General features: G+C 34.3%; 20 protein-coding genes and 1 pseudogene. 4 read left to right on the top strand and 17 right to left on the bottom strand.

The window, feature by feature from the left end; translation table 11 throughout:
* Positions 1-29 precede the first annotated feature (29 nt).
* Positions 30-428, top strand: coding sequence for a hypothetical protein (locus tag ACKU4N_RS10485; RefSeq protein WP_321316237.1), 399 nt, complete (start codon positions 30-32; stop codon positions 426-428).
* Between the two features lie 32 nt (positions 429-460).
* On the opposite strand, the gene ACKU4N_RS10480 is transcribed toward ACKU4N_RS10485, so the two are convergent.
* The 13 genes and pseudogenes from ACKU4N_RS10480 to dapA form a co-directional block, all read right to left on the bottom strand.
* On the bottom strand, positions 461-922 hold the full coding sequence (locus ACKU4N_RS10480; protein WP_321316236.1) for a hypothetical protein: 462 nt from the start codon (positions 920-922) through the stop codon (positions 461-463).
* A 100-nt stretch (positions 923-1,022) separates the two neighbouring features.
* On the bottom strand, positions 1,023-1,853 hold the full coding sequence (locus ACKU4N_RS10475) for a YecA family protein (protein ID WP_321316235.1): 831 nt from the start codon (positions 1,851-1,853) through the stop codon (positions 1,023-1,025).
* A 139-nt stretch (positions 1,854-1,992) separates the two neighbouring features.
* Positions 1,993-2,181 carry a YgaP family membrane protein gene (locus ACKU4N_RS10470; RefSeq protein ID WP_321316234.1) on the bottom strand — a complete coding sequence of 63 codons (189 nt, stop codon included), beginning with the start codon at positions 2,179-2,181 and terminating at the stop codon, positions 1,993-1,995.
* Positions 2,182-2,201: 20 nt separating this feature from the next.
* A complete protein-coding gene (locus ACKU4N_RS10465) occupies positions 2,202-2,510 on the bottom strand; it encodes a hypothetical protein (protein WP_321316233.1) in 309 nt (102 codons plus the stop codon).
* Positions 2,511-2,533: 23 nt separating this feature from the next.
* Positions 2,534-5,773 (bottom strand): efflux RND transporter permease subunit, encoded by a 3,240-nt coding sequence (locus tag ACKU4N_RS10460; protein ID WP_321316232.1) that lies wholly within the window; start codon positions 5,771-5,773, stop codon positions 2,534-2,536.
* 132 nt (positions 5,774-5,905) lie between these two features.
* Positions 5,906-6,991 (bottom strand): efflux RND transporter periplasmic adaptor subunit, encoded by a 1,086-nt coding sequence (locus tag ACKU4N_RS10455; RefSeq protein WP_321316231.1) that lies wholly within the window; start codon positions 6,989-6,991, stop codon positions 5,906-5,908.
* Positions 6,992-7,017: 26 nt separating this feature from the next.
* Positions 7,018-8,352 carry a TolC family protein gene (locus ACKU4N_RS10450; RefSeq protein WP_321316230.1) on the bottom strand — a complete coding sequence of 445 codons (1,335 nt, stop codon included), beginning with the start codon at positions 8,350-8,352 and terminating at the stop codon, positions 7,018-7,020.
* A gap of 252 nt (positions 8,353-8,604) precedes the next feature.
* Positions 8,605-9,842, bottom strand: a pseudogene (locus ACKU4N_RS10445) (competence/damage-inducible protein A).
* Between the two features lie 4 nt (positions 9,843-9,846).
* Positions 9,847-11,085, bottom strand: a complete 1,239-nt coding sequence (locus tag ACKU4N_RS10440; protein WP_321316229.1) for a M48 family metallopeptidase — start codon at positions 11,083-11,085, stop codon at positions 9,847-9,849.
* Positions 11,086-11,173: 88 nt separating this feature from the next.
* Complete coding sequence (locus tag ACKU4N_RS10435; RefSeq protein WP_321316228.1) at positions 11,174-12,202, bottom strand: DUF6340 family protein; 1,029 nt, start codon at positions 12,200-12,202, stop codon at positions 11,174-11,176.
* Between the two features lie 51 nt (positions 12,203-12,253).
* Positions 12,254-14,053 carry a hypothetical protein gene (locus ACKU4N_RS10430; RefSeq protein ID WP_321316227.1) on the bottom strand — a complete coding sequence of 600 codons (1,800 nt, stop codon included), beginning with the start codon at positions 14,051-14,053 and terminating at the stop codon, positions 12,254-12,256.
* Between the two features lie 664 nt (positions 14,054-14,717).
* Positions 14,718-15,500 (bottom strand): hypothetical protein, encoded by a 783-nt coding sequence (locus tag ACKU4N_RS10425; protein WP_321316226.1) that lies wholly within the window; start codon positions 15,498-15,500, stop codon positions 14,718-14,720.
* 407 nt (positions 15,501-15,907) lie between these two features.
* A complete protein-coding gene (gene dapA, locus ACKU4N_RS10420; RefSeq protein ID WP_321316225.1) occupies positions 15,908-16,795 on the bottom strand; it encodes a 4-hydroxy-tetrahydrodipicolinate synthase in 888 nt (295 codons plus the stop codon).
* A 172-nt stretch (positions 16,796-16,967) separates the two neighbouring features.
* Between dapA and ACKU4N_RS10415 the strand changes: the two genes are divergently transcribed.
* Positions 16,968-17,627 (top strand): hypothetical protein, encoded by a 660-nt coding sequence (locus ACKU4N_RS10415; protein WP_321316224.1) that lies wholly within the window; start codon positions 16,968-16,970, stop codon positions 17,625-17,627.
* Between the two features lie 59 nt (positions 17,628-17,686).
* On the opposite strand, the gene ACKU4N_RS10410 is transcribed toward ACKU4N_RS10415, so the two are convergent.
* The 3 genes from ACKU4N_RS10410 to ACKU4N_RS10400 are packed head-to-tail and all read right to left on the bottom strand — an operon-like array spanning position 17,687 to position 20,151.
* Positions 17,687-18,175, bottom strand: a complete 489-nt coding sequence (locus ACKU4N_RS10410) for a YchJ family protein (RefSeq protein ID WP_321316223.1) — start codon at positions 18,173-18,175, stop codon at positions 17,687-17,689.
* 6 nt (positions 18,176-18,181) lie between these two features.
* Entirely contained in the window at positions 18,182-19,033 is an 852-nt protein-coding gene (locus ACKU4N_RS10405) for a hypothetical protein (protein WP_321316222.1), read from the bottom strand.
* A 2-nt stretch (positions 19,034-19,035) separates the two neighbouring features.
* On the bottom strand, positions 19,036-20,151 hold the full coding sequence (locus ACKU4N_RS10400; protein WP_321316221.1) for an MFS transporter: 1,116 nt from the start codon (positions 20,149-20,151) through the stop codon (positions 19,036-19,038).
* A 188-nt stretch (positions 20,152-20,339) separates the two neighbouring features.
* Here ACKU4N_RS10400 and ACKU4N_RS10395 point away from each other — a divergent pair, with 188 nt between their 5' ends.
* Both ACKU4N_RS10395 and ACKU4N_RS10390 read left to right on the top strand, forming a co-directional pair.
* Positions 20,340-20,855 (top strand): nitroreductase family protein, encoded by a 516-nt coding sequence (locus tag ACKU4N_RS10395; protein WP_321316220.1) that lies wholly within the window; start codon positions 20,340-20,342, stop codon positions 20,853-20,855.
* A 12-nt stretch (positions 20,856-20,867) separates the two neighbouring features.
* A complete protein-coding gene (locus tag ACKU4N_RS10390) occupies positions 20,868-21,836 on the top strand; it encodes a CobW family GTP-binding protein (protein WP_321316219.1) in 969 nt (322 codons plus the stop codon).
* A gap of 37 nt (positions 21,837-21,873) precedes the next feature.
* On the opposite strand, the gene ACKU4N_RS10385 is transcribed toward ACKU4N_RS10390, so the two are convergent.
* Entirely contained in the window at positions 21,874-22,578 is a 705-nt protein-coding gene (locus ACKU4N_RS10385) for a Crp/Fnr family transcriptional regulator (RefSeq protein ID WP_321316218.1), read from the bottom strand.
* Positions 22,579-22,915 lie beyond the last annotated feature (337 nt).

Raw genomic sequence — 22,915 nt, 5'->3', positions numbered from 1 at the left:
TACTAATCATTACACGTAAATAACCTGATATGACAACAAGAAAATTAAACTGGAACCGATGGATGCAGGATGGAGATCAATTTCTAAAAAGTGCAACACCAAAAGGTGAAAAAAGCATTCTGGGAAATACTATTCGATACAATTTGTTATCAATTTCATTAGAAGGATACATTATGGCGATACTGGATTATCATCAAAATATGCCTCAAAATCACACTTACAGTGATCTTATTTATAGTCTGGAAGAAGTGATGCCAATTGATGCAACACTTAAAAAGCGCATCTTAAAATACGAAAACATCCAATCTATTTGCTCTTTGGAAAAGTATCACAGGTCGGAACCTACTGATGAAGATTTAGTTGACTTATTTGGAGCCATTCAGGAAATAAGCAAAATTGCGCATAAAACATGCGTGGTAAGCGCATAATCATATCACAAGTTTATCTTCTTCAAAATTACTTATGCAGTCTCCTCAATCAGATAGTCCTGATTGTTAAATGAGACGGTATTCCCTTTTTGTTTACTAACAAATTGTTTGGCAAGTGGTGAGGTTAGAGAAACCAAGTAGTATTCTTTTTTGTTTAATTCAACTTTCCCCAAAGCAACAGACACAAAAAATCGAAGTTTATCAGTAATTACAAGAGATCCCAGAGAAATAACCGGATTTAAAATTTCAGGATCAATTTTAGCCAATACACTTTGCATGCTTTGATTGCTTGCTAATTGCTGAGCCATTTTCTCCTGTTCCAAATGAACCATTGCCCGTCCGGTTTCATGCTTATCACCCGCACTGCTCTTGGTTTCACTTCCTGCTGAGTCCTTTAATTCCTGCAAAGCTTTTCTATTGAATTCCAGCTTTTCTGCCACCATGCGATTGGCAATCTGAAACAATTCCTTTTTGATGCTTGCCAATTCACTCATAATTCAATTTAATTTTCCGCGGATAAAGGACTTATACACTTAAAGATAGGAATATTACTTCACTCCATTCTTATTATCTTACAGAAATAAAATTACATGATCAACATTGTTTTTTCAAACAGCACTGCTTGTATTTTTTCCCTGAACCACAAGGACATGGATCGTTTCTGTTCACTTTTACTCCTTGTTCAACCGGTGATTCTGAAGAAGCAAAAATATACTCCATATGTTGGTAATGGTTCTTCCATTCCGGATCGCGCATTTCGCAAAAAGCTGTTCCTTTCTGAAAATCATCAACTTTACCTTCAATCACATCGATATAATATTGTAACTCAACCGCAGTGTGCTTGCCTTCAAATTTTGGCAGAATCTCCTTGAATTTTTGAAAAGTATCATCACGTTGTAAATCACCCAATACACGAATATAGTGGTCTACCCAATGAAAATTCACCTTATCCAATATGGAATGTATTCGATCGAACTGTTCATCTGTTGCATAATATAAAGCCTCAAAACAATACAGATAAGGCTTTCTATTATCTGATTTGATGTTTTCTTCAATAAAATCGAGCACTTTACCAACAAATCGTTCCGGATATTTTCTGGCAAGCAGTCCTGCCAAATAAACAGCCTGTTCGTTCATTAAATCCCAATCTTCCTCAACAGTGAACATATTTAACAACGGCTCAAATAATTCCTCTGACAAGTGTTTCTCTGCAACAATACAATACCATAATGGTGCCGGCAACATAACTCTATATTCATCAGAATAGTATGTTTCACCATTGTAAGCATTTTTAAAAGCGAAAACCATTTTTTTAGTTAATCCTTCGCTGTTTTCCTGATTTCTCAAGAAATCAATTGCTTCATATGGAATTCCCTTAACTTGGGTATCGATTATTTCGAATGCGTGCTCAGTAGATCGTATCATAATTCTATATTATCCGGCAAAGATATAGAATATTCAGGCTTTTCATGAATATAGACCATTCTTTACAGCAGAATTCAACAAAAAATAAAGCCCTGAATTTACATTCAGAGCTTTACACCCAAACTAGAATTAAAATGAATTAATTATCCATTTTAAAAACTTTCTTTAAAATATCATCCATCAAACACCATTTAGTAATTGATGATTGTAACAGATTTAAACCAACAAACGCTGTTAGTAATAACCAGTTAATATTTACATAAAATGCCAATAAAATGCTTACCAAAACTAATGTTCCTGCAATGCCTCTAATAATTCTCTCTCTCATGTTATTTTAGACTAAATCATTTAAATAAACTTTTCAACATCCAGCATATAAGCATGCATTGGACTGCAACAATCTAATTCTTTATTGAATTTAGAGATTTGATTCAACAAGCCAAAACCTTTTTCTTCATCTAAAAAGGCAAATGTTGCTATTGAATCGTAGTATTCCTTACTTGTGGCAAACCAATTAGTAGCTGCGCCATCCTTATCGTATTTTCGGGTGAATCCTTTTACATCAAATTCACTATATGCCTCAACATTTGAATTTTGATAGATTTTTTTCAGATCATCGTAAAAGGAACTCACACAAAATATGATTACAACTTTCATATATTCAGAATTTAGATTAGTATTTAAGAAATTTCATCTCCTTCTTTAACAATACCTTCTTCTATTTTAATTACAGGATATTTTTTCTTTTCAGTCATATAATAAATAAGTGGTACAATTACCAAAGTCAGAAATGTTGAAGCAATAGAACCTCCCATAAGTGATATGGCCAAGCCTTGAAAAATAGGATCGAACAGGATTACAACAGCTCCAATTACAACAGTTCCTGCTGTAAGTAGAATTGGTGTTGTACGTACTGCTCCAGCTTCAATAACAGCTTCTTTTAACGGAATCCCATCATCAAGCCGAAGATTAATAAAGTCGATAAGAAGAATGGCATTCCTTACCATTATCCCTGCAAGGGCAATCAATCCAATCATAGATGTAGCGGTAAAGAAAGCCCCCATCAACCAGTGTCCAACCAAAATACCTACAAGAGATAATGGAATTGAAATCATCATCACAAAAGGGACTTTAAAATTCTGAAACCATCCGATGATCAACAAATAGATTACCAGCAATACCACCGCAAAGGCAGTTCCCAAATCGCGGAAAACTTCATATGTAATCTGCCATTCCCCATCCCACTTCAAACTGTAATTATCTTCTAAAAACGGTTGTTGAGTATACTCCTCTTTTAAATCATAACCTTCAGGAAGCTTAACATCACTAAGATTTTTGGCTATGTTCAGAATTCCGTATACCGGACTTTCCAATTTCCCGGCTACATCGGCAGTAACATATACCACCCGTTTCTGATTTTTTCGATAGATACTTTTCTCCTTAATTCTCTCAATAATATCAACAATATCTCCCAAAGCAACTAACTGCCCCGATTGAGACAAAATATTGATTCTCTTCAGATCGGCAACACTGCTTCTATCCTTCTCATGCAGTCGTAAATCAATTCCAACTTGATTGTGTTCAGATTCTTGATACAACTGAGTAATTTCATGCCCGCGTAATGCCATATTTAATGTGTGAACCACTTGCTGAGTCGAAACTCCGGCCAACATAGCCTTTTCTTTATTCACATTAAACTGAAATTCCGTTTGATCATTTTCAACAAACCAATCAACATCAACAACATCATCCGTTTTTGCAAAAAGAGTCTTTACCTGAGCTGCAATTTTTTGTTGTTCCTCTAAATTAGGACCATAAATTTCTGCAACCAAAGTTGACATTACCGGTGGTCCTGGTGGAACTTCAACAACTTTTACATTTGCATTAAATTTCGTTCCAATCTCCTGCAATGCAGGTCTCATTAACTTAGCAATGTCATGACTTTGCTCATCACGCTCATTTTTATGAGTTAAATTCACCTGAATATCAGCAACATTCGAACCACAACGCAAATCGTAATGACGAACCAAACCATTAAAATTTATTGGTGCTGCTGTCCCCACATAAGTCTGATAATCAACTACATTTTCCTGTTGAGAAATGTAAGCTGCCAATTCTTTAGCAACTACTGCAGTACGCTCAAGAGTTGTTCCTTCCGGCATATCAATAACCACCTGAAATTCATTCTTATTATCAAAAGGAAGCATTTTAACAGCAACCATTTTAAAATAAACCAATGTGGTTGAAGCCAGTAAAAGAAAAATCACAGTACCTATAAAACTCCATCTCTTCCATTTTGATTCCAGCATGGGCGAAATCGTAGCTGAATAAAGTTTGTACACCATCGAGTCTTCCAACTTAAAAGCCTTCTTGTCCGCATCTTCTTTTTCTTTAAATCGTAACAAGCGATATGCCAAATAAGGAGTAATCGTAAGAGCTACCAGCAAGGAAAAAATCATTGCAATGGACGCTCCAATTGGCATCGGACTCATGTAAGGCCCCATCAAACCAGACACAAATACCATTGGCAAAACAGCGGCAATAACTGTGAAAGTTGCCAAAATCGTTGGATTTCCTACTTCGTCGATAGAACGTAAGGCAGCCTGCATAAACGGTAACTGTTTCATTTTAAAATGCCGGTGCATGTTCTCCGCAATAATAATGGAGTCGTCAACCACAATTCCGGTAACAAAGACCAAAGCAAACAAGGTAATCCGGTTCAATGTATAATCCAGAAAATAGTAACTAAACATGGTTAAGGCAAATGTGATGGGTACTGACAAAAATACGACCAATCCACCACGCCATCCCATGGCCAGCATCACAACAAATGTAACTGCAATAATTGCTCCTAAAAGGTGCATCAACAGCTCGGAAACTTTGTCTGAAGCCGTTTCACCATAGTTCCTGCTAACCTCAACATGAACATCGGCAGGAATTAATTCCTGTTCCAAAACGGCGATCTTTGTTAAAATTTGTTCCGCTACTTTCATTGCATCAGCACCCCGTCGTTTGGCCACCGAAATGGTAACAGCAGGGTAATTTCCTTTTGCAAGTTCCTTAGCCTCATTTATTTTTCCATAACCAAAACTCACATATTGTGAAGGCACTTCCGGACCATCGATAACCTCTGCAACTTGTTTCAAATAAATTGGACTGCCATTGTATACACCTACAACCAGGTTTGCAACATCTTCTGAATTTTCAAGAAACCGACCTGTTTCAACTATATATTCAGTGTCATGATTATTAAATGCTCCCGATCCTGTTTGCTGATTAGATATTTCAATTTGTCTGGCAATACTCAAAGCATCAACATTATAGCCTGCCATTTGTGCCCGGTTGAGAATAACTCTCACTTGACGTGAACGTCCGCCAATTATTTTGGTTTCCGAAACCTCATTTACTTTTTCTATTTCGTTGTTTACTTCCTCTGCTATTCTCTTTAATTGAAAATCATCATAGTTCTCACTCCAAAAAGTTAATCCCAATACCGGAACATCATCAATTGCACGTGTTTTAATTAAAGGCATGGAAGTGCCTTTTGGCATTTCGTCCATGTGTTTCATGATCTCATTATACATCTTAACCAGAGATCTTTCAATGTCTTCACCAACATAAAACTGAACAATTAACATTGCCTGCCCCGGCATTGATGTAGAATAAACATATTCAACACCAGGAATATTTGCCACTACTTTTTCAAGTGGCTGCATTACTCTCGATTCAATTTCTGCCGGACTGGCACCTGGATATCTTAAAAAGATATCAGCAATGGGAACATCGATTTGTGGTTCTTCTTCTCTTGGCGTTAAATAGGCACTGTACATACCAATTACCATAAAGGCAACCATCAAGAGCGGAGTTAATTTAGAATTTATGAATAATTTGGCCATTTGGCCTGCAAATCCTGTTTTCATATGATTATAATTTGTTTTTTAGTTACCATATGGAACTTACCATGCTGGAATAATCAATCCCCTTGTGTGTCAAAATCACTTTAGCATGGACGTTTCATATGTCTTTATTTTGATTGTAACTACCGGCTGTAATTATTGAATAGTAAGTTTTGCTCCATCCCAAATTTTCCCTTTAAAGGAAATAATGTATTTCTCGCCATCGTTTAAGCCCGATAAAACTTCAACTTGATCACCAATGGTTTTACCCAGTCTTATCCATCGTAACATTGCTGTTCCTCCCTGACTAACTGCATATATTCCTGTCAATTGTCCTTTGTGAACCAAAACATCTGTTGGGATCATTATAGATGGCATCCCGCCTTTTTCAATCAAAACATTTGCATACATACCACTGTACAAATTACTTTTTTGTTCGTTGGCAGGTCTCAAAACAATTTTGGCTTCAAACTGATTTCCTGTATACTGAGAAGATGGATTAACTTCCGAGACAAAACCAGGTATTTTGGCATCTCCCAATGCACTAATTTGAACAAATACCGGATCATTTTGTTTAATTTTCGAAATTTCAGATTCAGGAATTCGGGCCATCACCATAAATTCACCTTGTTTTTCAATAGCAACCAATGGCATTCCCGGAGATGCCAAATCACCTTCGTTCATATATTTTCTGGTAATTACACCATTGTAAGGAGCTTTAATCGTGGTATACCTAAGCATTTCCTCTACCTCAACACCCATTTCGTTAACAGCTTCCAATCTGGCTTTTGCCATATTGTATTGTGTTGTTACATCATCCAACTCTTTCTGCGAAGCACTCTTTTGCTCAAACAACACAGTAAAACGATCGTAATCTTTCTTTGCATTTGCAAAAGCAGCTTCTGCCTCCTGTTTATTAGCTTTTACCTGTGCTTTTTTTGCCTGAATATCTTTTGCATGGATCTCAACCAAAACCTGACCTTCATGTACTTTTTGACCCGTTTCTACATTGATCTTAGCAATTTGACCCATAATCCGTGTACTAAGATTCGAATGTGTTTCAGCTTCCAGTTTACCTGAAAAACTCATTGTTTCAGCTTGATTTGTTAATTTAGCTGTTCCTACCGCTACGCTAACATCAGCCTTCTCTGTCTCCTTTACCTTGCTTTCTCTTCCACAGGATTGTAATGATAATCCACTTAAAGTGATCAGTGCTATAATTAAAAAATTCCTTGAGTTCATATCTGTAGATTCTTTAGTATGATTGTTTATTGTAATTCTTTTTCCAGTAATAACTCCAATTGGAAAACTGCAACATGATAATTGTATAAACTGTTTATATAATCAAGATTCCGTGCCATCGAAACCGTTTCAGAATATAAGATATCAGTAGTTTTTTCCAATCCTTGCTTGTATCTGTTAGTACGTATTCGAAGTGCTTCTTCTGCCTGCTCTTTGGCTAATTTGCTCAATTCAATTTTATCATATGCCACTTTCAGATTTCTTTTGGCAGATTGAATTTCCATACTGTTTTTGGATAAGTATTCAGCGAAGTTCAACTCCGATATTTTTAATTCGGCCTTCGCTTTCTGAACCTTTCCAATATTTTTATACCCGCTGAATAAATTCCATGATAAACTTGCTCCAATCATGTAATTATTTGCTGATGTTCCAAAAAGTTTATCGTCATTCCATTCGTATGCACCAAATGCATTTAATCGGGGAAGGAACTGCATTCTTTCTGATTTCAGCATACTTTCTCTTGCTTCAACGCTCTTTCTATAGGCATTCAAATCCGAACGATTTTCAATTTGAAAATCTTGCTCCAAGCCATTTAACAAGGAAGGCTTTTTCTCCAAATAATCTGTAGTAACAATCACCACATTAATATCCAAACCCAAAAGGTAGGCCAAAAACTCTCCTGCACTCTTCTGATTATTACTTGCATCTGCTAACTGATTATTCAATTCCAAAACCCGCACCTTTGCAGATAACAGATCTGCTTCCTGCACAAAGCCTTGCGCCAAATTATTTTCAGTAACTTGTAGTGCTTCAGCAGCAGCCTTTTTTGATAATTGAAGAACTGAAACTGCCTCTTGAGCCAATTCGAGCTGATAATAGGCTTTCTTCACCTCAAACTTTGTAAAATTGATTGTTCTCTCTGTTTTGTAATCAACAGCCTGCATTTTTGCATTCGCGGCTCTTCTGCCATAAATTCCATCAATATTAATTAATGGCTGCTGAACCTCAATTTTAGTATTGAAATTTTTAGTCTGACCAGGAGCATTTAGTAAGAGTGGATTAAAGTCAGCCTGTGTAGCTATCTCCTGCTTTAATTTGAATCCAAAACTGCTCAACGGATCGTTTGTTACAACTCCCGAATGTGAAAGATTCACTATCGGTAAAAAAACGGAATTTGTTTGACGGAATTCGGCTTTGGCAACTCTTCCCTCAGCCTTCGCCTTATTAATTTCCCAATTGTTTTCGGAAGCTTTCACTAAAGCTTCTTTCAAACTTAACTTCATTTCTACAGCTTGTGATTTCCCTTTTATTGAAAAGCCTGCAACTAAGAGTAAAATGAAATAAATTTTAAGGTTTCGCATATTTATTAATTCTTTTGATTTCGGTTCAAATCTAAGCAACAATATTTATATATCCAAATATCTATATGTTTGTAGCTTTATTATATTTCTATCTTAACTTTGATTTTATTTATAGTAACTGAAATTTAGATATTTAAGATACCAATTGCAATACTAAACTTGGTAAAAGTGAAATTTATCACATTCAAAATTGATAAAAAAAAGGCTCTCCACTAAACGGAAAGCCTCTCAATATAAAAACAATATTATTCTTTACTTTTGAAGTAAATTCCGCAGCATATTTAGTGCATTTAAAGATGCCACCTGAATATTTCGTTCTCTATTTTTATACAAATCAAATCGATGAGAAATAAGGTCATTGGGTCCCGCAACAGCAATCCAAACAGTTCCAACCGGTTTTTCCTCAGTTCCACATCCGGTCCTGCAACTCCTGATGTTGCAATTGCATAATCGGTATTCAGCACTTTTCTGGCACCAATAGCCATTTGTTCCACTACCTGCTGACTTACCGCACCATATTTCTCCAAATCCTCACCATTCACACGCAAGATATTTTCCTTCACCTCATTTGAGTAGGCTACCACACCACCTTTAAAATAAGAAGAACTACCCGCATGAGATGTTATTAGGTGAGCAATTTTCCCCCCGGTACAGCTCTCTGCTGTGCCCAAAGTCTTTCCCTTATCGGATAAAAGTTTAGCTATGGTCAATTCCATGGGTTCATCATCATAGCCAAATATATTTGCGGAAATTATTTTTTTTAACGCAGACAACTGCTCCTCTATAATTTTCTCTAATTCTGCCAAATTATCTCCCAAAAGACTCATTCGTAATCGCAAAACTCCTGGAGAAGGCAAATATGCCAATTTTACGCAAGCTGGTAAATTCCCTTCCCAATCTTCAAGCATTTCCGCCATAACAGATTCTCCAATACCTTGAGTCATTACTGTTTTGTGCACAATAACCGGTGTAGAAAAATGTTGTTTTAATGATTGTAAAATTTCGTCCTGCATAATTCCCTTCATTTCAAAAGGAACTCCAGGCATCGAGATCACTACCTTACCATCTTTCTCAAACCACATGCAAGGAGCTGTACCATAGTTATTGGTTATTATTCTTGCGCCATCGGGAACCAAAGCCTGTTCCCGATTGAAACGATTCATAGGAATCCCTCTCTGCCAGAGTCTTTGTTCAATTTTGGCAAATAAAAAATCATCCTGCACCAGATTCATTTCAAAAAGATCGCTCAATGTCTTTTTAGTAATATCATCATTCGTGGGTCCTAAACCTCCCGTAATTAAAACAAGGGAAACTCTTTCCATTGCCTGTTTCAGGGAACTTACGATATCAGCTTCCTGATCGGATATACTGGTTATTTTCCCAACATTAATACCTATTCCATTTAATTCTTTGGCCATCCATGCTGAATTGGTATCCACTATTTGACCAATCAGAATTTCGTCACCAATTGTAATTATTTCTGCTTGCATTTGCTTATTTTATTAACTGTAATGCTTTTAATCGTTGTAAAAGACTTGGATGTGAATAGTAAAAAAACACATAAACCGGATGTGGCGTTAAATTGCTAAGAGAACTAACAGATAGTTTCTTTAAAGCATCTCCTAAAGCTTTCCCATCATAATTTTTTAAGGCATAATCATCGGCCTCATATTCATTCTTTCGTGATAAAATATTCATTCCCAAACCTAAAAAGGTTGATATCGGAGAATACAAAATTCCAAAGGCAATCAATCCCAAATGAAATCCTTGTTGCTTCGCTCCCAATGCTTCCGAAAGCAAGGGATTAGCAATAATCAAAGAAAAAATGTAAAACATCAGTCCGGTTTGCAGTAAGGATAAAAATATGCCGCTAAGTGTATGTTTCTTTTTATAGTGTCCAATTTCATGCGCCAAAACCGCAACAATCTCTTCCTTTGTCAGATCATTAATTAATGTGTCAAACAGGACAATTCTCTTTTTTGATCCAAGTCCGCTAAAATATGCGTTTCCTTTCGATGATCGTTTAGAACCGTCCATTACATAGACATTATCCAATTTGAAATCTACTTTACCTGCAAACCTGCTAATCTCATCTTTTAATTCTCCATCTTCCAGAGGTGTTTGCTTATTAAATAAAGGCACCAACAAGGAAGAATAAAACATAGCCATAAAAATCATGAAAAATGCAATTACCAACCACGCCATCCACCAGAAGTTTGTTGTGGTCTGCAAATAAATCCATATTAATAAAGCCAATATGCCACCGCCAATTACAATACTAAGCAATCCACCTTTTAATTTATCCAATACAAAGGTTTTTAAGCTTGTTCTGTTAAAACCATACTTCTCCTCAATTACAAATGTTGAATAGTAAGAAAAAGGCAATCCCAGCAAACTGGAAAAAAACAAAATCACACCAAAAAAGGCTAAGGCAATTGTTATTGGATGTTCAAAATAATTCCTGACGAACTCATCAACCCATGCAAAACCACCAAGACTAATCATTAGTACCGTGGCAATGAAACCTAGTCCCGATGAAATTAACGAAGGCATCAATTTGTCCTTCTGATAATTTTGTGACTGGCTATATTTTTCCTGATCGTAAATCCCTTCTAATGCTTTAGGAAGAATTGGCGACCATTTCTTATGATTCAAAAATTCAAGAAATCGTTCTAAAAGAAAATCTGCAGTTAAAATTCCCAGTATGATATAAAGCAGCATCGTTGATGTCATGTAGTTTTGTATTAAAATTTAAGCTCTCAAAATTAAACAAGCCTGATAGAATAATACTCATCAGGCTTGTATATTTTTTAAAATAAAATTACTCTCCAAAAAAAAGATCCAATTTCTCTTTGTTTTTGGTTCTCTCCAGAAGTTCTAATGTGTATGCCTTAACTAATTTAAATTCGGATGGCAAAGACTTTAATGTTTTATAATGAGAAATTGATTTTCGAATCCAATGATTTGCCTGCTTATAATCTTCTTTAATTTCATAAGCTATGGCTAAATTATAAGAAGCTCTTCCTGCAAGTTTATCATCTTTCTCCTCTGAAATCTCAGTCCACAGCGTAATTGGAGTCTCCCAATCTCCATTATCAATATAGTATTTTGAAATGGCTAAACGATCATCTCCGGAAGTAAAATACTTTCTGTTTATATCAATCCATTTAGGTGAAAGCATGTCTGCATATTGATTGCCAATCTGATAAGAAACATCCTTAAAAAGATCTTTTCTTTTTGGCAATTCTTCCTCTATTAATCGTGTGTACGACGGTGATGTAACTTCCGAAAACAAACTATCAATCACGATTTGCTCATCAAGAAATGTTTTATTTAAAGGATCATAAATCCTCCAAACAGCATAATAATTAGCATCGGTAATTCCATAAATCAGCACATCTTCGAATACTGTATATTTATTGTATAACTGTATATCCTCAAGACATATTAAAATATCGGATCCATTACTCTCACAGATGCTATCAACCTGTTCCCATTTCATTGGTGTATAATCTCTGTCACCTGAAATTTCCTTTTTACCCAACTGAATAAATGGAATAGTATCCATAACTAAATACTCCGATAAGTTCTCTGTAAAACCCAAATAGCAATTCATGGAAATATCTGTAGAATAATCTGTTGTATCTGTTAAAAGATTACTGTTTACAAGATAATATTGACTCACAGTATCAATCTTAAAACTGGTATTTCTATCAACAAAGCCTATTGTTTTTACATCAGCAGGAATTAAAACTTTTGGTGCATTAAGTCCTTGAAAACTGTACAACGAAAGAGTTTGACAAGATGATAACAAAAATAATGAGGTGACAATTATAAATATCCTTTTCATATATTTTACTGCTGATTAAAATTAATTCGTTTGATTTTCATCGTTTCAGATTTAAATCCCAAGCCAATACTTTCGCAAAAACCATTCCAATATCATTAATATGATAATTATAATCAATAAAAATAACATTTCAGCTAAATTACCATATTTCGTTTCCTCTGATAAAATAGATTTTGAATGCTCATTTTTTCTAATGTTGGTTCGCATCTCTGATTGTTCGTGAAGTCTAAAAACCGTACCTCCTGTTAAACTTGAAATTTGTGAAAGTATTTTATGATCGGCCTGTAAATTTTTAGCTTCATTACTATTTAAACTAACAATAAACTGTCCCGTTTGCTCCAAAACATTTTCACTATCGTGGGTTTTAACAACAAATGAATAATTGCCTTTTGGCAAAGAGCCTATTCTTAATTGATATTTATCTGAGCGCTTTTCGAAATTATAATTGAAAGACTTTCCTTTTTGATTTATCAAGGTAAAATCCAAATTCGCTTGATTAACCAGCTCGTAACTTTTATTGTATATCTCAGTATCAAACACAATTTCATCTCCTTCTAAGATGTTTTTGGAATAATTAACCACCAATTGATTACGATTAATATTCAAAGATAGATACTGTACCATTTTATTAATCAAATCAAAAAACACTTCGGGAGAATCATTCATTCGAGCCAAGTGCAATTTCCATCGCCAGATTCCCTCACCAAAAACCCACGCTATCTTCTGATTATCAGCATACGAAAATGCAATTTGAGGCTTTTCAGTTTGTATTGATTTAATACTCTGATATCCAACAATATGATGCTCAGACAAAAATTCACAATTCACTAAAGGAGATAACAAGGGTGGCATTTTTTCTAAAGTTTCCACCTTCGATTTCTTTAAATCAAATAAGTTAAAAGTTTCATCGCCTACAAAACCCGACTCGGAAAATAAACCTTCATTTCTCAACAAATTCACACCCAAATTCAACTTATTTAAAGCTTCAATATCCGAATTACCTCCAACAACCATTAGAATAGGAATTTCCTTTTGTTGAATTTGCTGAAAAAAACCTGAATACGAATTGAGATGAGATGGAATTTGATACAAAACCAGCAGATTGTATTTCTCCAGACCGGCTTGTTTCTGGGTAAGATTAATTAACTCAACAGTAAAATTTAAATTCTCATTTATCGCAGATTGAATTGCTGCGATATCTGGATGATATTTATCAAAACAAATTGCTATTTTCCTCTGATTATCCAATACATCAACCACAAACTCGTATTGGTTATTACTCTTGGAACTTTCCTTTATTTTTGCAATCACTTCAACCCTAAACTTTTGCAAACCTGCCTTTTCCGGGGAAATAAAAAAATCTTTTTCGATAAAAAATGAATTGCTATTAATCTGAATTTCATCATCAATCAATATCGCCGAACCACTGTAAATTTTCAATTGTACTAATTCCGAATCTAAATTGCTTGCTTTAACGCCAATTCTAACCGGCAATTTACTTTTTACAAAACCTAATTTATTTGTTTTAACTGATATAACTGAAACATCCTCAATACGCGCAGTATCCCCTAATTGTAACGTATGAATGGGAAAATTTAATCCTTGTACATCATATCTGGGATTACCTCCTTTATTGTAAAGTCCATCGCTGGCAAGAATAACCTGAACATTATCCAAATTTCCATAATTGTTCTTCAAAAATTCAAACAAATCCGAAAAGTTTGTATTCGTCTCAGAATAATTATAAGTAGATAGTTCTGCTACTTTACTTCCAAAACTAATTTTCTTTATCTCAAATTCAGGATTCAAAGTCTCAAGAAACTTTTCTATTTCAGAAGAATATTCATTCATATAAAATAAAGAATCATTATTTAATTTGAGAGACTTTGAGTTGTCCTGAGCAAAAATTAATAATGGTTTTTCAATTTTTTTTGAAGAATATTTAATTTTCGGTTCCAAAAGTAATATCAGAAGTAATAAAATGGAAAGCCCCCTCAAAAAAGCTAAAATGTAAATTTTAGGAAGGGAAAGATTCTTATGATATGGTTTTTTGAAAAAATAAACCAAAACAATAAGTAAGAAAGAAACTAAAGTAAAGGGCAATACCCACCATAATGAGTATTCTGTAACCATGGTAATATTCAATTTAAAGAATTTTAGAATTTTAACAAAAATAACAAACAAACTTTAAATGCTGGTTTAAAATCAAACAATCTGGACTAAGAATCCAATGGATTTAATCTTAAAATCAGGTTAAATTAAAGATTTAATCTTCTTTAACACTTGTTTAGACCAATTAACTTGATTCATGCATACATTTGTAATGTACAAAAGAACAAAAAGTAGTTTTTTCATATAGTAGATTAGGGTTTAAAGTGAATAGAAAAAGTCGGCTGGTTACCGACTTTTTTTTTTGTGTGATATGCTTCCCTATTGGGAACAAAAACTATCTTCTAAAATTCATTTGAATAAGGTGAAACGGTTTAAACGTATGATTCTATCAACTGTGGATTGATTAGATATCGAAACCAGGTCTTATAAAATCTCTGGATTCGGGGAATACCTTCTCGACTATAGTTCGTAAACCGGATAGAATCAGCAACAATGGCAGCATTCTATCTTCTGTTTCGGGAAATTTCTGCATAAAACAAGTCCAGGCCTCAATAGATTCATCAATAGACAGCAATGCCACTTTGCCTGATGCAATACTATCATGTTTGTAAAATTCATTTCCTGTTTCTTCTGTATTCATCTTACTCCTAAGCGAGCGAAAGAGCTTGCTCGGAATAATAAATTGATACCAGCGAATTATCTCATAAGAATTAAAGACTGTTTTTTCAATTTCGCTCATCTCCTCTTCATCCTTATAGTCCAGTAACTCTTTTAGGCTAATACTTCCAATAAAAAGAAGTGCTTCAAATTCGGCAAACCAGTTGTCTACTAATTCAGAATATTTATCAGCCTGTCTCATTATTTGGCCTTTAAATATCAAATCATCTTTTTTCTCCTCTTCTACAGAATCAAAATTTTCAGCCTGTTCAGGCATTTCCATTCCCAAATCCTTTGCAGCCTGTTTCAGCAACTCCATACTTAACTGAAACATCTCATCCAAATTATCCATTGCAGAAGAAGCATCTTTATTGGAAGTATCTATATCAGGAACCCCCTCTTCCATCATTTTATAATTAAGACAATTACCAGTGAAACTGCATCTTTCACACCAGCCGTCACAATAATTATAAATACCGGGAATTAAGTAAGGATTTTGAATTAAGGCAAAGAGTAAATCTTTATTCATATTTGGTAAACTTCCTTTAAATCATTTTACAGCAACTAAATTTATTAACAGGATGACAGTTTTCATTGTAATTATCAGAGCATTTCATCAACAATTTATTAAAATACATAATTACATTCGATAAGAATTTCAGTCAAATGAATTCCAAATCAGGCAATCTTCACTTTATTGAAAAACACTGTTATTCTAAGCACTTGTACTTATTATCGTCTGATTGGTTTCAATTTATCATTGTGAATTTTAAAAACAAAGCTGTTTTTCCTAATTAAATGAAATTAACAACTCTATCACAACAAAGCTATTGAGCTGTAAAAGAGCAAATTAAATTAAAAAGCCACACTTACATTCCCCAAAACAACAAAGCCACTTAAAAAGTGGCTCTATATTCAATTTATAACTTTAAGTGTTTAAACCATTTTCAGTTTGGTCATTTCATTTACTAATAAAATTCTGTTTTCGTCCATCATTCTGGACATAGGTGATCTAAACTCTTCGCTTAACTTATCCATTATTGCCAAACCTGTTTTTACAGGTATTGGATTCGACTCGATAAAACACAATTGAATTAATCTCAGATATTTAAAATAAATTTCTTTCGATTTAGTCAAATCGCCTTTAGAGGCTGCCGCCATTAAATTATGAAACTCCTTAGGGATTAAATTGGCAACAACTGAAATAACACCATCTGCTCCCATGCAAACAGCTTGAAAAGCCAAAGCATCATCTCCAGAAAAGACCATAAAATCAGATGGTTTATCTTTCAAAATACAGGCCATTTGCTCTAAGTTCCCAGATGCCTCTTTGATACCCACAATATTCTCAAATTCCACTGCTAATTCTACAACCAAATCAGCAGGAATGTTGCCAGCAGTTCTTCCAGGAACATTATACAGAATAATTGGAACTGTAACTGCCTTGGAAATTTGAGAAAAATAATCTTTTAAACCATTTCTTGTTGGTTTGTTGTAATAAGGCGAAACAACCAAAATTGCATCAACACCAAGAGATTCAGCCAGGCAGGAATTTTCAATTGCTTCTGATGTTGAATTTGTCCCGGAACCGGCTATCACTGGAATTTGTTTGTTTACCTTTTCAACTGTATATTTAATTAATTCCGCATACTCCTTTTTAGTAAGCGTAGCAGCTTCCCCAGTGGTTCCGCAAACTACAATTCCGTCAGTTTCATTTTTCAAATGAAAATCAATCAAACTATCAAATGCAGTATAATCAATACTGCCATCAATATTAAAAGGTGTTACAATAGCAACAATAGATCCTTGCCAAGCTTTTCTCATTTATATATACTCCTTGATTATTACTTGCAGACATCCGCAAGATTTTGTTAACGGCTGCAAATATAGATTCTACAATAAAATGAACGAAATTTTTAGAAAATTTATTCATTAATTCTACATTCTGTTAATTTTTGAACATCTTTGTGTAGTTTTTCAACACAAACTTCAATTCATGATAACAATTCCACAAGTTGTAGAAAAAATAGTTAGCTCACAACCCTTTTTGGCAGAAGCTTTGGTAGATGGTTTAATAAACATTTCGTCATTGGCGCGTAAAATTCAGGATCAGGTTGAACAGAGCGTAAAAAAGCCGGTTAAACTCGGCGCAATCATCATGGCACTGAACAGATTAGCTCCAAGTCTGGAAGTAAAAATCAATCCAGGTTTAAAGGAAGTTATTACCAATGTAGGTGATATTATTGTTCGCTCACAATTAGTCGATTTCACTTATAAAAACTCAAATACCCTGATTGAAAAACACACAGAATTGTTAAAATCTATTGGTCCGAATCAAGAATTTTTCTACACCATGGTTCAGGGGGTTTTCGAATCCAATTTAGTTGTAAGCAATACTTTAAGAGAAAAAGTAGAACAAGTATTTAATACTGAAATGCTCGTAAGTAAAAGCGAAGATTTATCATCTGTTACATTAAAATTACCTTCAACAAACAGTCAACAGCTTGGCTTTTACTATTTTATACTTAAGAACATCGCATGGGCCGGCATCAACATTCGTGAAGTAATCTCAACTACAAATGAATTTACTCTTGTTGTAAATGATACTGATATCGATAAAACTTTTTCTGTACTGAAGAATATGGGAAAGAATTAGAAATATATTTAAATGGAAATGGCTGTTTTATTGGAAACAGCCATTTTATTATTTCATTGTTATTTTAAACAACACTTTTTAAACTTTTTGCCACTTCCACAAAAACACAGATCATTTCTATTTGGTAAATTCTCTTTTCCCTCCTTATTAAGCTTTGGATATTCACCGGAAACATAAACCCAAACTCCACTCTCCTTATGGAAAAAGGATTTTTCGTGCATAATTTGCTTCTGTCCTTTTTCTATAAAACCGGCCTGAAATTCTACCCATCCAACTGAATCAAATTCTTTTCCTTTCTCGGTGTGAATCACTTTCAATCCAAGCCACTCAACGGACTGAGTCCATTCGAGAATCTCCTTTTTCTGATCGGAAGGACATGTTTCAGATGAATAAGTAGCTAAAATGTAATCAACATCAGCAAGAACAAAAGCAGAATACCTGCTGCGCATTAGATCTTCTGCCGTAACCGCTTTTCTTTTGCCGGAATGAATTGCACCACAACACACATTGTATGCTATGTTATTGCCACAAAAACAATTATTCGCCATCAAAAACTAACTATAAGATTCCTTAAAAAACAGATCCAATTTATCCAAATCCTGTTCCCCGATCAAACCTAAAAACTTAGCAAAATGAGGAGTTGTGTTTTCTAAAACTTCCTTTATTTTAAACATCGCATTAAACTCTGTTATAAATTCAGCACGCATATCGAAAGCACTTACCAGTGTTTCGTAGAAAATCCGGAATAAACTTCCTTCAGATTGTAAGGTTTGATCATCGATAGAGATTACCTTCATCAGATTCATTAATAGATCATAATTTTTCAATTCAATGGCTACGGCAATCCCCTTTGTGAAATGAGCAAAAAGTACCTGTAAAGATTCCTTATCATTGTATTCCGGAATAGGAACAGGAATAAATTTACAATCGGCATAAACTCCTAATCCTTCTTCTCTTCTATCAGAATTTAAAAGCATAAATGCTTTCACATTTGAAAGACACAAACAATAAAAGTCGCGGTATTTATCGAACGGCAAATCAATTAGCGCCTGATCCAGAACTTTAATTCCATTGTTCATTGATTCGTGAATTTTCTCCTTACCGCGCTTAAACGAAAATTCTGCCATAAACTGCAAAGCCCAATTCAGACCATAAACCCACTTCCCACTTGTAGAACAAGATGAATATCCCTTACGATACTCTTCTCCGGCCTCATTTAATTCTCCAAACAAAGAAAATGAAGCCGCACGTAATTGAAGAATTTCCAAATAAAACCGAGCTTCTTCTTTTAGAAGATCAACAGAATTGTCATTTAAGAATTCACGAATTTTTTTTTGGTCTTTCGATTGAATCCCATGATTGTACATCTCAATCAGAGACTGATATATTTTTTCTTTTTCTTTCATAATTAAATTTTAGTATTTGTTCTTATTTTTTGAACAAATCCAAGTGATACAAGACAAAGGATGGCGCCAAATACAAACGGAATTCTCCAGTTTACCATCCACAACAAACCTCCAACAACAGGTATAACTACTGCAGATATGTGATTAATCGTAAAACCCACCGCCATTGATGGCGCAATATCTTTTGCATCACCTGTTTTCTGAAAATACGTATTGATTCCCATTGAAAAACCGAAAAAGATATGATCCAAAATATATAATCCGGCTACAATAAGAGCATTTTCAATATAAGCATACCCTAAAAAGACGAAAACCAATCCAATATATTCCAGTGATAACATTTTTCGTTCTCCGTATCGATTGATTCCTTTTGCAATCATGGGTGAAACAAAATAGGCTATAACGTTATTCATTACAAATAGAATTGCTACATCCTGAACGGTATAATAATACTTTTGCACCAGCATAAAAACAGCAAACACAACAAAAATCTGACGACGGGCACCACTCAAAAAATTCAAAACATAAAAAAGCCAGTATCTTTTTCTTACAACCATCCCCTTATTTTGAAGTGGAATATTTTTATCTGCCGGATCCCAGAAAAATGCCCAAATGCCAAGACAAAAAACAACCGCACCAATTAAAATAAAGCTTGCTTGCAGTGAAATAAAATGCGCAATTGCATAAACAAAAGCACCCATACTAATATTTGCTATGGCTGACCAACTTCTTTGCTTAGCAAATACAACAGGTGCCTGCTCAATCGTAAAATACTGAAGTGTTAAAGATTTATTTGTTGTCTCGAAATAATGAAATCCAACAGACATGATAACTGTTGTAATTATTAAACCTAAAAACGAAGGAAAAAAGCCGGTTAAAGCAACTCCCAAACCAACAAATAAAACCGCTAATGCCGACAAACGATGTTCTTTGATCACTAGTAACAGATACACAACCAAAAGAGCCAGAAAACCAGGTATTTCCCTTACCGATTGAATAACTCCAACCTGAAATCCATTAATTCCAACTTCCTCTACCGCGAAATTGTTAAATAAGGTTCTCCATCCCTGATGTCCCGCCGTGGCAGCTATTACCAACAACATCAGATATTGGAACATGATATTTTTTTTAAGCTCTTGCGTCATCGATATTCTCCTCTAAAAATTGATTGCCAAAGGTACAAAAATGTTATGAATGGCACAGACAAAACAAACATGCCAAACAAAATGAAAAATCATAAGCATCATGTCTTATTAATTTCACATTTTTGTGGAAAATATTGCAGCAGGCACCAATAAATGTTGAAATGAATTTTAAAGAACTTATCCAGAAAAGATATTCAGTCCGCTCCTATCAACCGAAAGAGATAGAGCATGAAAAATTAATTAAAATATTAGAAGCCGGACAAATTGCGCCTTCAGCAGTGAACAATCAGCCTTGGCATTTTATTCTAATTCGTGAACCTGAGAATCACAGAAAATTCTCTGAAATTTATCATCGTGAATGGTTTAATGAAGCTCCTGTTTATATCGTGATTTGTGGCGATCACTCTCAATCATGGAAAAGAAGTGAAGACGGCAAAGATCATTGTGATATTGATGTTGCAATTGCTATCGATCACATGACTCTTCAGGCAACAGAACTTGGCTTGGGAACTTGTTGGATCTGTAATTTTCACGTTCAGAAATGCATTGATTTTTTTAATCTGCCTGATTATATTGAGCCTGTTGCGATTCTATCCTTAGGATATCCATCGGACAGGATACCACCTCAAAAGAAAAGAAAATCATTAAATGAAATTGTTCACTGGGAAAAGTTTTAAATGAATATGATTATGTCAAAAATTCCAGTTACTGTAATTACCGGTTTCTTAGGTGCAGGAAAAACCAGTCTGCTTAATCACTTAATATCGAGCTATCCTAATAAAAAATTCGCCGTTATCGAAAATGAATTTGGTGAAGTAAACATTGATTCCGAGTTAGTTGCCAACGTTAAAAACGAAAACATTTTTGAATTAAGTAATGGTTGTATTTGCTGCAGTTTGAATGATGAATTGTATGTCGTTTTAAAAAATCTGATTCAATCAAATCATCAATTCAATCACCTGCTTATAGAAACTACCGGAATTGCGGATCCGGGTAGTATTTTAGCTTCATTTATTACCGATCCGTTCATAAAAAAAGAATTTGAATTGGACGCAGTAATTTGTTTGGTTGATGCTGAAAATGCATTTAATCTATTGGAGAAGGAAACTGTTCTAACTAAGCAAATAGCAATATCAGATCAGATATTAATAAATAAAACAGATGCAGCTGGTCGTGAAAAAACAGGTGCGATTAAAACGGAAATTGAAAAGATTAACAAGTTTGCCCGAATTGAAGAATGCGTATTTGCAAAACCGGCAAACAAAAATTTACTTGATTCATTCTCTTATGATCCAGCTAAGGTTTTCCAATTTGTATTAGGACTTGAAGCAAATTCAAATACCGCGAACAAAACAACACATAAAATTGAAAGCATGTGTTACACTTCATCAACTCCAATGGATCAAATGAAATTAGGCATGTGGTTAGACGCATTTCTTAAATTTAATCAGGATAGTATTTACCGAATTAAAGGAATTCTATTTTTAAAAGGAATTAACAAACGAATTATTCTTCAATCCGTACATACTCAAATACAAGCCACTGTTGGAAAAGTTTGGGAAGAAGGTGAATTAAAAGAAAATAAAATTGTAATAATTGGCAAAAATCTGAATAAAAAAGTAATTGAACGAAATCTTGATGAACTTCTTATAAAATAAAAACGAGAGGATATTTCCTCCCGTTCTATTATATTTTTCAACCAGTTTCGCTAATTCGTTCCAGCTGTCCGTAATTTAATATTTTTAACTTCCTGCCATCCAATTCAATAATACCTTCATTATGAAATTCTTTTAGAATTCTAATCGCACTATCCTTCGACATGCCTGTCAGATCTGCAACATCTTGCCTTGAAAGATGTAAATCAAAGTTCAGGGCTTCATACACTTTGCCCGAAAGATAAATAAGTCCGTCGGCTATGCGACCGTGCATTTGTTTTTGCGATAAACTCACCATTTTTTCAAAAGAAAAGATTCCTTTTTGCGTGCAATTCTTAATGAATTCCTCGGCAAATAGTGGATTTGATTGAATGGCTTTTTTAAAAGCATTTATTTCAATAAAACAAGCAGTAGTATTATCAAGTGCGGCAATCGAATAATGATGTCTGTTATCAAAATACAAAGATGCCTGCCCAATGATTTCCCAAGGTCTAATTATTCTAATTATCAACTGTTTATCCTGAACACCTTCCACGTATAATTTTGCCAAACCTGTTGTCAAAATTAATAGATGAGTTGCAGAAGTTCCTTGTTTAAATATTGTTTCTCCAGCCTTAAACTTTACTTCAAACCTGTTTTCATTCAATTCAATTAGTTCCGGGCGGGAAAGAGTACTTAACATCGGGATGCGCATATTGCAATCAAGGCAATTTTTGCAATTATCCGATTTTGAGAATTTAGCCATAGTAGTTTAGAGATATAGGGTACAAATTAGTAGTCAGCCGTCAAATCTATTTGAAAATTTTACAAAAACAAATAGTGAATTTCTAATAAAAAATGCTTCTTAGCACACTTGCATATTTTTTAAATTTTTTTAACAACTATTAAATATAAAAAAAAAGACTGATATAAGCCTAGTAAAAGACTGATAAATGTCGATTTGTATTAGACAAATTCCTTTTTTTCATAAAATAAATCTCGGCGTAACAATACAATCGCGCTAAAGACAAATATTTATCTTTATTGGATAAGGTTAAATCCTTGCTATCACTAATTAGTACTTAAATTTAAAAACCTCAATA

This window comes from Labilibaculum sp., assembly GCF_963664555.1.
Taxonomy (GTDB): domain Bacteria; phylum Bacteroidota; class Bacteroidia; order Bacteroidales; family Marinifilaceae; genus Labilibaculum.
Note: the sequence above shows the minus strand (reverse complement) of the source record. Positions and strands in the feature narration are given on the sequence as shown.

Bases quoted from the DNA above. Each gene is read 5' to 3' on its own strand.
- ACKU4N_RS10485 (WP_321316237.1), top strand. From the start codon at position 30: ATGACAACAAGAAAATTAAACTGGAACCGATGGATGCAGGATGGAGAT.
- ACKU4N_RS10480 (WP_321316236.1), bottom strand. From the start codon at position 922: ATGAGTGAATTGGCAAGCATCAAAAAGGAATTGTTTCAGATTGCCAAT.
- ACKU4N_RS10475 (WP_321316235.1), bottom strand. From the start codon at position 1,853: ATGATACGATCTACTGAGCACGCATTCGAAATAATCGATACCCAAGTT.
- ACKU4N_RS10470 (WP_321316234.1), bottom strand. From the start codon at position 2,181: ATGAGAGAGAGAATTATTAGAGGCATTGCAGGAACATTAGTTTTGGTA.
- ACKU4N_RS10465 (WP_321316233.1), bottom strand. From the start codon at position 2,510: ATGAAAGTTGTAATCATATTTTGTGTGAGTTCCTTTTACGATGATCTG.
- ACKU4N_RS10460 (WP_321316232.1), bottom strand. From the start codon at position 5,773: ATGAAAACAGGATTTGCAGGCCAAATGGCCAAATTATTCATAAATTCT.
- ACKU4N_RS10455 (WP_321316231.1), bottom strand. From the start codon at position 6,991: ATGAACTCAAGGAATTTTTTAATTATAGCACTGATCACTTTAAGTGGA.
- ACKU4N_RS10450 (WP_321316230.1), bottom strand. From the start codon at position 8,352: ATGCGAAACCTTAAAATTTATTTCATTTTACTCTTAGTTGCAGGCTTT.
- ACKU4N_RS10440 (WP_321316229.1), bottom strand. From the start codon at position 11,085: ATGACATCAACGATGCTGCTTTATATCATACTGGGAATTTTAACTGCA.
- ACKU4N_RS10435 (WP_321316228.1), bottom strand. From the start codon at position 12,202: ATGAAAAGGATATTTATAATTGTCACCTCATTATTTTTGTTATCATCT.
- ACKU4N_RS10430 (WP_321316227.1), bottom strand. From the start codon at position 14,053: ATGAATGAATATTCTTCTGAAATAGAAAAGTTTCTTGAGACTTTGAAT.
- ACKU4N_RS10425 (WP_321316226.1), bottom strand. From the start codon at position 15,500: ATGAATAAAGATTTACTCTTTGCCTTAATTCAAAATCCTTACTTAATT.
- dapA (WP_321316225.1), bottom strand. From the start codon at position 16,795: ATGAGAAAAGCTTGGCAAGGATCTATTGTTGCTATTGTAACACCTTTT.
- ACKU4N_RS10415 (WP_321316224.1), top strand. From the start codon at position 16,968: ATGATAACAATTCCACAAGTTGTAGAAAAAATAGTTAGCTCACAACCC.
- ACKU4N_RS10410 (WP_321316223.1), bottom strand. From the start codon at position 18,175: ATGGCGAATAATTGTTTTTGTGGCAATAACATAGCATACAATGTGTGT.
- ACKU4N_RS10405 (WP_321316222.1), bottom strand. From the start codon at position 19,033: ATGAAAGAAAAAGAAAAAATATATCAGTCTCTGATTGAGATGTACAAT.
- ACKU4N_RS10400 (WP_321316221.1), bottom strand. From the start codon at position 20,151: ATGTTCCAATATCTGATGTTGTTGGTAATAGCTGCCACGGCGGGACAT.
- ACKU4N_RS10395 (WP_321316220.1), top strand. From the start codon at position 20,340: ATGAATTTTAAAGAACTTATCCAGAAAAGATATTCAGTCCGCTCCTAT.
- ACKU4N_RS10390 (WP_321316219.1), top strand. From the start codon at position 20,868: ATGTCAAAAATTCCAGTTACTGTAATTACCGGTTTCTTAGGTGCAGGA.
- ACKU4N_RS10385 (WP_321316218.1), bottom strand. From the start codon at position 22,578: ATGGCTAAATTCTCAAAATCGGATAATTGCAAAAATTGCCTTGATTGC.